Source organism: Vibrio sp. NH-UV-68 (assembly GCF_042940635.1).
GTDB classification, from domain to species: domain Bacteria; phylum Pseudomonadota; class Gammaproteobacteria; order Enterobacterales; family Vibrionaceae; genus Vibrio; species Vibrio pacinii.
Window position 1 is genome coordinate 1,996,499 of the sequence record NZ_CP134975.1, and the last position, 13,599, is coordinate 2,010,097.

Consider the following 13,599-nt stretch of genomic DNA (forward strand, 5'->3'; position numbering starts at 1 on the left):
TCCCTGTTAGTAGCGAATTTTCGGGTCGATCATTGCAAGTAGGATATCTACGATCGCGTTGAATAAGATAAATAGGAAACCAATCAAAATGGTCACTCCCATTACAAGCGAGTAGTCACGGTTAAAGGCAGCGTTAACAAACAGCTTACCAATGCCAGGAAGACCGAAAATAGTTTCGATAACAACAGAACCGGTGATGATACCTACGAACGCTGGACCCATGTAAGAAACAACAGGAAGTAGCGCTGGCTTAAGAGCATGTTTAATGACGATATAACGGTAACTTAACCCTTTGGCACGGGCGGTACGGATAAAGTTACTGTTGAGTGTTTCGATCATCGAACCACGTGTAATACGGGCAAACGTTGCAACGTAAAGCAGTGACATACCAATCACAGGCAGAACAAGATACTTCAGACCACCGTCTTGCCAACCACCAGCAGGAAAAAGGTTCCAGTGAAGAGAGAATAGATAAATCAATGCCGGTGCGAGTACGAACGATGGCATAACAACCCCGAGCATCGCCGTTGACATAATGGTGTAGTCCACCCACGTATTTTGCTTCAATGCCGCAATGGTTCCGACACTTACCCCCATAATGATGGTAAAGATGAAAGCGATAAAGCCCACTTTGGCCGAAACTGGTAGTGCACCGTAGATCAGTTCATTTACCGAGTAATCAAGGTACTTAAAGGAAGGACCAAAATCACCTTGAATAACGTTAGTCAGGTACGTCGTGTATTGTTCAAATACGGGCTTATCTAGGCCATATTTCGCCTCGATATTAGCCATAACTTCAGGTGGTAGCGGCTTCTCACTCGAGAATGGGTTACCAGGCGCGAAGCGCATTAGAAAGAAAGATACCGTGATCAATACCAACATGGTTGGGATCGCCTCAAATATCCTTTTCGCGATGAATTTAAGCATAAACTCACTCTTTCAGTCTGTGACAGTTAAATAAATAAAGGAATTCAACCAAATTTCTATGAATTTTGAGTTGAGTAAGGCGCTGCATGTAAGTTCTCACATGCAGGCCTTGTTTTTATAGTTCTATAGGCTCATAGATTATTGAGCTTTGATGTATAGATCTTTTGAGTAGATCTTCTCTTCCGCGTTGTTTGATGGGAAACCACCAACTTGTGGAGAAAGAAGACGAGCACGTACGTACTGGTAGATAGGTGCGATTGGCATTTCTTTCGCAATCAACTCTTCTGCTTGCATGTAAAGCGCGGTACGCTCTGCTTCAGACGTTGAGTTTAGAGCCTTCTCGATGATCGCATCGTACTCTTTATTACCCCAGTGCTGACCAGCAGTCGTGTTCTTACTAACCATAAGTGTTAGGAAAGAAGACGCTTCATTGTAGTCACCACACCAACCAGCGCGTGAGACTTCAAAGTCACCTTGGTCTTTAGTTGATAGGTAAGTTTTCCACTCTTGGTTCTCAAGTGTCACTTTTAGTCCTAGCGACTTCTTCCACATTGAACCTAACGCAACCGCAATCTTTTTGTGGTTTTCGTTGGTGTTGTAAAGTAGAGAAAACTCTAGTGGATTGTCTTTACCAAAACCAGCTTCTTCAAGAAGGCGCGCAGCTTCAGCATTACGCTCTTTCTGTGACATTTTAGCGAATTCAGGAAGCTCTGGGTTGAAGCCCGCTGTGATTTCTGGAGTTAGGAAGTATGCCGGTTTTTGACCTTGCGCTAAGATGGCGTCGGTCACGATGCTACGATCGATAGCGTAAGAGATCGCTTTACGAACACGTACGTCATCAAATGGCTTTTTCTTGGTGTTGAAAGAGTAGTAATAAGTACAAAGACTGCCTTCAACAGACACTGATTCAGGATATTCTGTCTTCAAGCGCTTGAAGTGCTCTACGGGTAGTGCTGAAGATGAAAAATCTAGCTCGCCAGACAAAAAGCGGTTCATTTCCGCTACTTGATTCTCGATAGGTAAGAAAGTGACTTGATTAAGAACGGTGTTTTTGTTGTCCCAGTATTGTTCATTACGCTTAAGAACCATGCGCTCGTTCAGTACCCAACGGTCTACTACGAATGCACCGTTGCCGACAAAGTTTTCTGGCTTGGTCCACTGGTCACCAAACTTTTCAACTGTCGCTTTATGAACAGGTTTCACTGTTGTGTGGCCTGTCATCATAACGAAGTATGGTACAGCTGTATCTAACTCAACCACTAATGTATGGTCGTCAACGGCTTTAACACCTAGCGTGCTCTTATCCTTTTCACCCGCTACGATCTCTTTCGCATTCTTCATCTTGGTGTATTCCATGTACCAAGCGTATGGTGATGCTGTTACAGGGTCTACGGCACGTTGCCAGCTGTATACGAAATCTTCTGCCGTTACAGGGTCGCCATTTGACCACTTAGCATCTTTACGAAGATGGAAAGTGAATGTTTTGTTGTCTGCTGTTTCCCAAGATTCTGCAACACCTGGAATAGTGTTGCCATCTGCATCTTGGTTCACCAAGCCTTCGAGAAGATCACGGATAACGTGAGATTCTGGTACACCTTGCGATTTGTGTGGGTCGATAGTCGCAACTTCTGTGCCGTTACCACGAACAAGTTCTTGTTTTTCTGCAAGTTTAGTTCCTGCTGGAACATCTGCTGCTAGAGTTACGGTAGAGGTTGCGGCCACTGCTAGACCAGCACCCAGAAGAAGGGCTTGTGTGATTTTGTTCTTATACATGTGTAAAACTCCAAGTTTTTTATTTGCATCCATGACTTCTTTGTACAGCACCAGAACGGACAGTGATTTAGATCTGTTTAGCTCAAAAAATAAGCATAAAAACCTAAAAACATACAAAGATTGCGGCACACATTAGCAATCATTGAAGTAATTTGCCATTAAAATGTAGCAAAAAGTCGTATAACACCGTGACTACGTCAATAAATTGGTAAATATCACTACAAACGACGAATATCTCAGTTTATTAAAGTGAGAACTCTTTATGCAGTGAATTGAAGTGCCATATTATCTATCAAGATGTTTTTTTATAGCATCTTGATAGATATAGTGCAAGGAAATTAACAAAAGTTATGTAAACTAGCTAACAGTTAGCTACATTTAACTTTGCCAATAAAAAGTTCTGTGAAGCCAATCACCCAGTTGCACAATAAGCGCGCACAACTCCCCAAAACGGATCATTGATTCCAGAAATGATTCACACCTTGTTATATGACACAGTCATTGTTATCGAGCAGCACAGGGTTATACCCTCCCCCTTCAAGCTAGCTAAACATCCCCAGTAAATCACAACAACTAAAGACAGTAACGCAATCACTATGTTATTTATTTGATTCCCGAATGATTGTCACCTCTACCATTTGATTTGGTTTTCCATTCATGCTGAGTACGTAACTTCCCCATTCATGTGTATTAATGTGGGTTACCCATTTATCACTTTGCATTGGGCAATGTAGGTTTTCAATTTTTGACCCCACGATATCTGCGTCTTTCATTGTTAAAGCGACTGATTTACTGTGAAAAATAACCAGTTTTTCATTCCACTTAGTCACCGCTAACTGTAAAAAAGCGTTTCCATTGTCATCCAGTTTAAATTTGTACCCGACAGGGCTATTCACCACAATTTCACTACGCGCTGCTTCATCAGGCGTGGTAGGGGCTTGATTGAGTAAGACGACTGGCTGGTTACAAGCCGCAACATAATCTTGTTTAAAATACTGATTGCGACCAGAAAGCAAATCTGAGTCGTTGTCTTGCGCATTGATAAACTGAATACCAGCCAACACCAGACTGCAGACCAGTATCAAGTTAATGAATTTAGATCGCATACCATTACCTTTAATCTTTGTTTAAATATATAAACGGAGGAATGCACCCTAGGTGATCCGGCCGATGTTTTAATGGTACAAGCGAACAAAAAGGCGACTGTTTATTGGCAGGGACGGAAGCATCAGAGACAGACAGTGCGGATAAAAAAGCGATCAGTGCTTCTTTTTCAACGGTTGAAATAGAAAAACCGGCAATCTTGGCATCTTTGTTCGGATGCACCCGACCATCACCAATATGATTTCCGCTACGAATCACTCGACCACCAGCGGCGTAACTATCAATCACAGCATTCAACGATTGAAAACTTCCGTCATGCCCCCACGGCCCTGTTTTAACCACATTAATAAGCGAAGGGATACGAAATCGCCCATTGTCAGAACGATCTCCCGATTGCGATTCAAGACCAACCTCATCAATAGGGTAAGTGATTTGGCCATCACTATTGTTTATTCCATACAGGCCCACATTGACAAATTCCGGCTGCCGCGCCATCGGTTGATTCATTAAATTACCGCCATGACATTGGCTGCATTTCAAACGTTGACTAAAAAATAGTCTCCGGCCTTGCTGCTGCGCAAACGACAGAGAAGTTTCGTCTCCGTTCAAATACCGCTGATAAGCTGTATCCGTAGACACTATTTGTTGCACATATTTCGCTAGCGCATCCAAGGCTCTGTCCACGGTGACATTGGGTGAACCAAACGCTTGTTCAAACAAAGGCGAGTAAAGGTTACTCGCCTCTGATAGTCGTTGAATCAAAAGTTGCTCGGTCATACCCATTTCTACTGGTTGAGTTGCAAATAACGGTTTTCGAATTGACGACTTTAGATCTGTCACTCCCTTTGTGCGTTGAAAGTAAGAGCTGAACCTAGCCGTATTCAATAAGGAAGGCGTGTTCAGAGTGGTGGTTTGGTCATAAATATCTGGGGTTTTACTAAAGGTATTGCTCCAACCATGGTTGGGATCATGGCACAGTGCACAACTTCGGTTACCTAGCTTGGAAAGCCTAACATCATTGAACAAGTAGCGTCCGAGCTCAACTTTATCTTTATCGTCATTCCCAGCGTGTACTGTCCAAGAACACCATAGAGAAATAGTGAAGCAAAAGTATAAGCACAGCCGCTTTATCCTTCTCATGACAACGCGCCACCTACTACTAATAGAACAACCATACTGTTGAAACTGAGGTAGTTATAACTAACTACCTCATTATTCGCTATTTACTTACTTGCTCCCATTGCTGCGTAACCCAGGCAGGGTCAGCGGCTTGACCAGGTGCAAACACTGAGTTAGAGCAGTTTGAATACCAAGGGCCAAAACACTGCCAAATGCCTTCCTTACCAAAGTCCACAACCGTACCTTTGGTATAGTTTGCAAGCCCCTGTGGGTAAACATAGTCAACGTTATTAGGAACTTCACTATTACCTTGCTCAACAGAGAAGTTGTAAGTGTCTAGTTCAGTGTTGTCATAACTATCTGTAACTTCAACGCTCACACTGTAATTATCTTCATCATCGACGAGGAAAAACTTATGCGGTTTTTCTCCTACCACCCCAGTAACAATATCGGGTTGACCGGAATTGTTAGTCATCGAACTCAACGTTGCTTTATAGGTATATTCACCATTGTCACCTTCGTCGATTCGAAGATCGATGGGGATTTCGATAGGTTTCCCTGCTAGTGTATAGCTCGCTTGAAGGCTCGGCCATGAAAACGTAAATTCTTCTTGCTCCCCTCCCACAACTTGAGTCAAGTGAGAGAATTTTTCTGAGACAAAATAGATATTGTTTCTATTTACATCATGGGTCAACTCAATGTCTCCATTACTCTCTTTAACACCCACTTCCATATACTCAGAAGCAGTAGCATTGCGATTAATTTCCTCAGCTAATTCAAGTTTCCACACATCTTCTGACGTATTGTGCGAATCTATTTTGACGGAAGGTTCATAACGCGTGGTTCCCTCATACATAATTCGAGCTATTGCAGTGTCACCGACTTTCAGATCACCTTTATCGCCAGCAAATCGTTCTTGATGAACCCACTGGTCACCGGGTTCTGGGTCGGGCTTATATCCACCACCATCAACAAATACATCCATACAGCTATAAAATGCTTCACCACTATCCCATACGTTTTGCGGTGGCTTACCTAGTACTTCATGAGGCTTATGGCTTGGGTTAGTTCGCTGCCAAACCTGGTATACAAGTCGTTTTCCGCGTTTATTATCAGGCCACTTTACTTTGTACTTGTATGTACCACCTACATGCGGGGGCATTTTCCCGCTTTCGTCCAACACTGCGACACGTTCTAGATCAGCCCAGGTAAGCTCATCAGTATCAGGATTAAATCCATCGCGAGTAACAAATAGGTCAAAATACCAAGTTTTATGCGGCGCCGTCATATGGTACTCAAACTCTACATATCCATCCTGATCCGGTACCAGCTCTGTCACATGACGTTTAGCACTAGGCACATCAAGAACACTATATTGGCCGCCTTTTGATGCGGAACAGAGTTGGTGATCCTTGATAACAGCCTTATGGTCACCGTTAGCTGCACCTTGGTTAATCTCATTTTTTTGCTCAGCGACTTTGCTATTACAAATATGATTATCATTTGGTGTACTACCTTGATCACAGCTGTACGCACGATCTTGTGGTTTGACCATATAGCCATGTGCAGATGCCATGTTAGGCATCATCACCATTGTTGCTGCAAGTGCACTTAAGGCAAATACGGCTGAGCTGGCGGTTCGTTTTCTCTTTAAAGTCATCTTTATTTCCTAATTTAGCTATCTTGTAAAAGGAGTGTTGGGTACAAAGAAAGCCAGTTTGATGCGCTGTTGAATTAGTCTGCAGATAAGCTTTTTATTTATTAAAGCGAATCATCATGCTACGTAAAACATTATTTTTTATTATGTAATGATGTTTTAAAGCGGCCAATATATGAACAACAACCAAGATAGCCAACGTCAAACAGGACGCGCGGTGAACAACAAAGAAAAACTCATTCACAGCAACGTTATCAATTAGATTCGGAATTTCAATTACCCAGAAAAACTGATAGCTATGCTTAAGCATTAAATAGCCGCTAATAAAAACGACAAACATCGCAAAATACATAACTCCATGAGCCAGTTTTGCAAAACTTTTCTGTGTGTCAGAAATTGTGTTTGGCAGCTCAGGTTCAATCCGGAAAAATTTCCATACCCAGCGTACAAAAAATAAAATTGTAGCAAGGGTCGCTAGAGATATATTTAGATTAGAGAGTACATGGAATAACACAGGACGATCCATGACTAACAGCATCCCATACCCAGCAAAAGTGGCGTACAGAATGATGACGGCCATACTCCAATGAAGCCATTTTGTTAAAGAGCGATGCTGCTCTGTAAGTTCTGGCGCTTTATCCAAAGAGCTTGGATTAAATAACGCTTTATTGTTTACTTGTAACATTTCATTGTCATCTCATAGGAACGATATTGAACTGCTCAAGATTGTGACGAACAAAGAAAACCATGTGAAGCAAACACTCCATTCAATTGACTTTGCTTGAAATTTATGGTCCTAAATTTTAGTGTTTTTGAAGCCTAACACGCCATTTTAGTTATCTAGCATCTTCTCTAATGCCTCACGCAATGAGTCAGATAAATCTGGATCATTGAGTAACTGTTCCGCAACTTGGTTGTTTTCAAGATGATTTTCTGAACCGGACAACAGATATTCAAACAACATTTCTTTAGCGGGCGTAGGTAGGTTTCTCTCTGTGATACGTTCTCGTAACTGGCGTTGGTAGCCAGACTCGAATGGTTTGACTTCTTCTTTCGCTAGGTGCGCATCGACAATTTCTTTAACTACATTGGGGTTGCTATCTTTGAGGATTAAACTTTTGAGATGACTTTCCATTCTCGGATTTTTAGCCAACACTTTTACCGCAGCCATCCTTTCATCAAAATGTTCACTTTGGGTATAGGCGACCACTTCATCGTCCAATCCAGAGGAATTCAAATTACCTATAGAGACTAGAGTGTCGTACACTGAGTTTCCTGATTTAAGGTTGTTCGATAGATAATCAGTGACGTAACTTCGCAAAACCTCCGAATTATTGCCTAAGATACCAATATTGAGCAGTGCAGTTTGTGCAATCATGCTGTTAGTACTTTGGGCAACGGTTTCAAGTGTATGCAGTGCCTGAATTGAACTCACTTCACCCATCTTAGCAATCGACATAATCGCGCGAAGTCGGTTCTGTTCGTCTAATGTATGATCCTCAATCAATTGAGATAGGATGTATTCCCCTTCAGGGCTTTGCGATCGCTCAAGACAAAATATCAATAACGACTGCTGGTCATTGGTTAAGTTTTGGTTAGTCAACAAATCTTTAACGTTATTGAATCCTTGTTTTGCTAAATACCCACCGATGGCAAAGGCATTATCTAAGTCAGGAGATTGAGCAAAAGTTCCAAATCTAGATTTAAAATTCTCTTCATCGACGTTATCTAAATGGCCTGCGATCTCAGAACCTATGCCTTGCCAATGACGATTAACGTCGATAGCATACTGTTGTATATTCCAGTCTAAATGAGACTTTCTCGATACGGGTTTCACCTCAATGTGCTGAACTATCGTCAGAATTTGAGTCTCATAATTAACAGTTTTGCTATGAGTGTGAACTAACGATTGAGGGACCCCATTTTGATCATGAGTCAATTGCCATTGATCATTTTGGTCAACAACATCGTAGGTATCTGCTGTCGAAACAGACCCTAGCCACTCTCGCTCAATTCTCTCGGCACTTTCTCTAGAGTAAATGAACTGATGTTTACCATCAGCCAACATTAAGGTTTTATTTCCTAGATAATAGGAAAACTGAGTGAGCGCAGTCTCAATGAGGGTCAATGGATGCGACGCACTGAGCCCAAGTAAATTAGTGTTCACAAACGCACCCTCTACCATTTGAGTGGTAAAAGTAAGCTTCTTTGGACGATCTTCACCTTGATATTGGCTTGGCCATTGAATGTTGTAGACTTGCCCAAAAAACTGAGCCTTTTGTGATTCCAATGGTTTCAAGGCCATATTAAATCGATACTCTACTTCACCTATTGCTATCGACTGATTACTTATTTTTGTCTCGACCACCACTGAAAACTGATATTCAGAAAATTCGTTCTCTGAATATAATTTAGCGGGAATGTTTTGATAACTTTGTTGACTAACCACATTCTCAAACTGTTCTAAACGGGGAATTTCTTGTTGGTTCGACATTTCATTTTCATCAGACTGTAGAAACCACATCGATATACCAACAACCACAGTGAAGCAGATAGATAATATTAGTATATTCTTTTTCATCATCGTTTTTCCAATCATAAGCAAGTGTTAATAAGGGGTAACTGAACGCTACCCCACTTTTTTGCTTAAATATATTTCGTCTTATCGTAGATAGTACGGTTAGCTTCAAAAATTGGCGACCAACTAATTAGCGAGGTTTCTGCATTGAAAATATCAACCATCCCAAGTAGTTTGACCTTACAGTACAATCCGATATTTCCGCCACCACCGGATGCCATCGCATCCCATTTTAAGCGAGTGTAGTATTGGAAATCAGATGAACTATCTTCTTTATAGGTAACGCCGGCTTCTACGTGAGCTTTTGTGCCTGTTTTGATCAGATTAACGCTACCTTTCACCCCTTTTTCAATTGTTTTCACACCCAAGTTAACCATAGCGTAGCCTTTTGCAGTCGCATAACCAGCAATAAAAGGACGTACTGTTGCGTATACAAAATCCGGACGACGTTGGCCATTTATTTCAATAGGCGTATTGGGCTTATCAAACCCTCCGACTTCTAAACCCGCCGCAAAGTCGACTCCTGTTTTTAAGATCGCACCAACCTTAGCACCTAGCTTAAGTACGCCAATAGGATCAATAGGCACTTCAGGAAGCGGCACCTCGATTGAAGCAACAGTATGTGAAAATGTTCGTTTGAAATCTGATCTTAATAGTGCTTCACAAGTTGGGCTAGCTGAAAAAGGTGTATCACTATTAACTGTTAACGCAAGATGAAGACCTCGGACACAATTAAGCTCTTGTGGGTTAAACGAAAGGTTAGCTTTTCCGATTACAGTCCCAATCGTTGTATTTCGTGGACCTACATTAACCTGGAATTTATTGTTAGTATTCCCCAATATTTTTCCACCTGTATATGTCACGTAGCCCGAGGCATTTCTTTTTTGTAGAAATGATTTCACATGTTTATTTGCTTTCGCAGTATGGGTTTTATTCAGAACCGTCCCTGAATTTATGGTTCCAGAATATGATGGAATCGAATACATTCCTATAAAAAGAATAATGTAAATGTTAAAGAAGTTTTTTAATAAGCTATTCATATTTAATATCCCATCTAAAATCACTAATATTACTCGTACATTAGTATTTTCCATTTTCTATAGAACCACATTAAATCAGCTAAAAGCCTAAGTATTATTTACCCGTTACACTTCCGGCATTATTTATTACACCAGGTTCTATACGCATTTCGCATATTTATATCTAACTCTCGATAACCTAGTCAGTCATTTTTCATTTAGGAATACAATTTAATCTAAGTAATTCCATCTAGACAGGCTGACCAAAACACTCCTCCTCTAGAAAATTTAATTGACGACAGTAAATCCATAATAAAAACACTGTCTATGAAAGTATTATTTTGATCTGCTCTATTTAAAGTACAAATATAGGTTTTAAACCATAAGATAATTATCATTGCCTTTCCAAATCACTATAAGACAATGTTACTCACACCGCACCTTCTTAAAAATGCATAACAGAATGTTACATTGACTTTTTTGTCAATTGCAATCCTCAACATTACCACCAATAAAATTCTAAGTAACGGTAAAAATTAAGAGGAATAGTCTAATAATAAGCCAAACCAACCTTTTTAAAACTTTTGTTAATATTGAGAGCAGAAACAACAAGACAGGTCACTTCTATATAATCAGTGTGTTTAGGAAATAAAATAGAGCTACAAGACCATAATTTAAAAGCGCTAGTGTCACTTTGGCTGAGAAAGCTAACAAGTTTAATTTCTTATATGCTTCATTTGACTACTTGAGAGCATAAGAAATATCAGTCAAATACAAACCTTTATTTCTGTCGAAAAACAACCACTAACAAACTCATCATAATTTACCGAAAAAAATCTTAACTTCGTCCAAGAAATTCCTCAGACATTGACCGCTGTAACTATGGCAAATATTAGTTTCATTGGCTTAGTGCTTTGAGACCTCGAAACTAAATTGTTAATACGAATGATGTGAATTATCGTTTATAAATTTGTTAACTTTTAATTGATTTCATCATCGAGAGTGATAACAACAATGAACATAAACAAACGTCTGATCGCGCTAACCGTTTCTAGTGCAATGACTTTATCGGTATATGCAGGAGAGTCAGTGACTGTGACTCAACCGATTAACTTTACTAACTTTTCTGGGATTAATGCCCAGCTCGGCGTTAACAATGCGTCTAGTTTTAAGGTGGTTAAAGAAGTACAGCTTAAGAAGCGTGGTATATACAAAGTTAAGGTGCAACAGAACCTATGGGGCATACCTGTATGGGGTCACTACCTCAACGCCACACAAAGTGTCAAAGGTGGCGCACTTAAATCGCTACAAGGTAACTACCTAAAAACCACCACTATCGAGCGTGCTTTTGTCAAACCTAGCATTAACCGCTCACAGGCATTAGCACTCGCGAGTAAGGATATCAACGCAGGCTTAACCACAAACGCATCACTAGAAAACGTTCAGGACGACCTGTTTGTGTACCAAGATGGTAACAAAACTCGTCTGATCTACGTGGTGTCTTATCTCATTGATGGCAGCGAGCACCCTACGCGACCATTCACCATGTTAGATGCACACACTGGCGAGATTATTGATCGTTGGGAAGGCATTGCGCACGCACAAATTGGTACCGGGCCTGGCGGCAATCAAAAAACCGGCATGTATGAATATGGTACTGACTACCACTACCTTGATGTGGTTGAAAATGGGACTGAGTGCGTTTTCGACTCAGAAAACGTCGTCACCGTCGATCTTAATGGCGCAACAGAAGGTGAAACGCCACACAGTTACGACTGTCCACGTAACAGTCACAAACAAGTAAATGGGGCTTATTCACCATTAAACGATGCTCATTACTTTGGCAATATTGTTTTCGACATGTACAAAAACTGGTTCGATACCGCGCCACTGTCGTTCAAACTGATGATGCGCGTTCACTATGGTGACGGTTACGAGAACGCCTTTTGGGATGGAAAGGCCATGACCTTCGGGGACGGGAAAGATTTCTTTTATCCGTTGGTCAGTCTCGATGTCTCGGCGCACGAAGTGAGCCACGGATTTACCGAACAAAACTCCGGCTTAGTTTATGCGAATCAATCTGGCGGTATCAACGAAGCCTTCTCAGACATTGCAGGGGAAGCGGCAGAATACTACATGAAAGGCACCAATGACTGGATGGTTGGCCGTGATATTTTCAAACAAGACGGTGCGCTACGTTACATGGATGATCCCTCACGTGACGGCTCTTCTATCAACAACGCAGCGGACTATTATGATGGGTTAAACGTCCATTATAGTTCTGGCGTTTTCAATAAAGCCTTTTATCACCTAGCGACCACTCAGGGTTGGGATACTAAGAAAGCGTTTGAACTGTTTGTGCTCGCCAACCAAATCTATTGGTCACAAAACAGTGATTTTTGGCAAGGTGCCTGTGGGGTAAAAAACTCTGCGACCGATCTAGGTTATCAAGCAAGTGATGTCGTCGCAGCGTTCAACATAGTTGGTGTCGATCCTTGTGCAGAACCACCACTGCCGCCAGAACCAGAATTTCAACGTCTTGAAAACGGCCAAGCAACCACAGTTGCTGGTGGTACAGGCTCTAAGACTTATTTTGATATCGTAGTACCCGATGGCAAAGAGAAACTAACGATTGATCTTGCTGTTACAACGGGCGATCCAGATCTTTATGTTGGTTTCGACTACGCGCCAAGCCCACTGGAGAATATCTGTAAGAGTGAAAGTGTTACCGATGAAGTCTGTGTTATCGAGAATCCAATCGCAGGCCGTTATACGATCAATGTGCTTGGTTATGCTCAATATGCCGATGCCAGCCTAAAAGCAACCTTCGATGAAGGCAACACTAACCTGCCACCTGTGGCTGCATTTGAGCACTCTATAAGTGCTAATAACATTGAACTGCGCAGCACAAGTCATGACAACGACGGGCAAATTGTCTCTTACCAATGGGATCTCGGCGATGGCAATAGTGTGAGTGGCGAAGTGGCCAACCACACCTACGCTGTTGCGGGTGACTACGTGGTGACCTTGACTGTCACGGATGATGCTGGTGCGTCTGTATCAACTAGTCAATCGATCACCATCGAAGATAGCTCTACTGAAGCCTTCCCACTGAAACTGAAGTTTGGTAATAAGCATCCAAACGGCACTGCCCGCGTCAAGCTCGCATGGGAATACAAAGATGGCGACTACTTCATTATTAAACGCAACGGCAAAAACGTCGGTGCCACGGACTTTAACTCATACGTCGATAAGTTCCGCCACAACGGTACGATAGATGTGGAATATCAAGTCTGTACATCAAACGATGTCTGCTCTGAAACCAAACGCTATCGCTTTATTAAAACAAACTAATTCGCAATCAATTTAGTCGAGGGCTCCACTAGGAGCCCTTCTTTGTCAATTATCGACATCACTCTCGT

9 protein-coding genes are annotated in these 13,599 nt (G+C 41.6%); 1 reads left to right on the forward strand and 8 read right to left on the reverse strand.

Annotation, left to right across the window (positions count from 1 at the left end; translation table 11 throughout):
• Nucleotides 1–6: 6 nt before the first annotated feature.
• The 8 genes from oppB to ViNHUV68_RS09090 all read right to left on the reverse strand — a co-directional run bounded on the left by oppB (nt 7) and on the right by ViNHUV68_RS09090 (nt 10,144).
• Nucleotides 7–927, reverse strand: coding sequence for an oligopeptide ABC transporter permease OppB (oppB, locus tag ViNHUV68_RS09055; protein ID WP_038172780.1), 921 nt, complete (start codon nt 925–927; stop codon nt 7–9).
• A 138-nt stretch (nt 928–1,065) separates the two neighbouring features.
• On the reverse strand, nt 1,066–2,700 hold the full coding sequence (locus ViNHUV68_RS09060; RefSeq protein ID WP_038172782.1) for an ABC transporter substrate-binding protein: 1,635 nt from the start codon (nt 2,698–2,700) through the stop codon (nt 1,066–1,068).
• A gap of 599 nt (nt 2,701–3,299) precedes the next feature.
• Nucleotides 3,300–3,806, reverse strand: a complete 507-nt coding sequence (locus tag ViNHUV68_RS09065; protein ID WP_038172784.1) for a hypothetical protein — start codon at nt 3,804–3,806, stop codon at nt 3,300–3,302.
• A gap of 10 nt (nt 3,807–3,816) precedes the next feature.
• Nucleotides 3,817–4,944 carry a cytochrome c peroxidase gene (locus ViNHUV68_RS09070; RefSeq protein ID WP_391087547.1) on the reverse strand — a complete coding sequence of 376 codons (1,128 nt, stop codon included), beginning with the start codon at nt 4,942–4,944 and terminating at the stop codon, nt 3,817–3,819.
• 79 nt (nt 4,945–5,023) lie between these two features.
• On the reverse strand, nt 5,024–6,583 hold the full coding sequence (locus ViNHUV68_RS09075; protein WP_038172786.1) for a lytic polysaccharide monooxygenase: 1,560 nt from the start codon (nt 6,581–6,583) through the stop codon (nt 5,024–5,026).
• Between the two features lie 94 nt (nt 6,584–6,677).
• Nucleotides 6,678–7,265 carry a cytochrome b/b6 domain-containing protein gene (locus ViNHUV68_RS09080; RefSeq protein WP_391087550.1) on the reverse strand — a complete coding sequence of 196 codons (588 nt, stop codon included), beginning with the start codon at nt 7,263–7,265 and terminating at the stop codon, nt 6,678–6,680.
• Between the two features lie 147 nt (nt 7,266–7,412).
• On the reverse strand, nt 7,413–9,164 hold the full coding sequence (locus tag ViNHUV68_RS09085; protein WP_391087553.1) for a HEAT repeat domain-containing protein: 1,752 nt from the start codon (nt 9,162–9,164) through the stop codon (nt 7,413–7,415).
• 62 nt (nt 9,165–9,226) lie between these two features.
• Nucleotides 9,227–10,144: a hypothetical protein gene (locus ViNHUV68_RS09090; protein WP_391090303.1), complete on the reverse strand. Its 918-nt coding sequence runs from the start codon at nt 10,142–10,144 to the stop codon at nt 9,227–9,229.
• A 1,047-nt stretch (nt 10,145–11,191) separates the two neighbouring features.
• Here ViNHUV68_RS09090 and ViNHUV68_RS09095 point away from each other — a divergent pair.
• A complete protein-coding gene (locus ViNHUV68_RS09095; protein WP_391087556.1) occupies nt 11,192–13,531 on the forward strand; it encodes a M4 family metallopeptidase in 2,340 nt (779 codons plus the stop codon).
• The last annotated feature ends 68 nt before the right edge of the window (nt 13,532–13,599 follow it).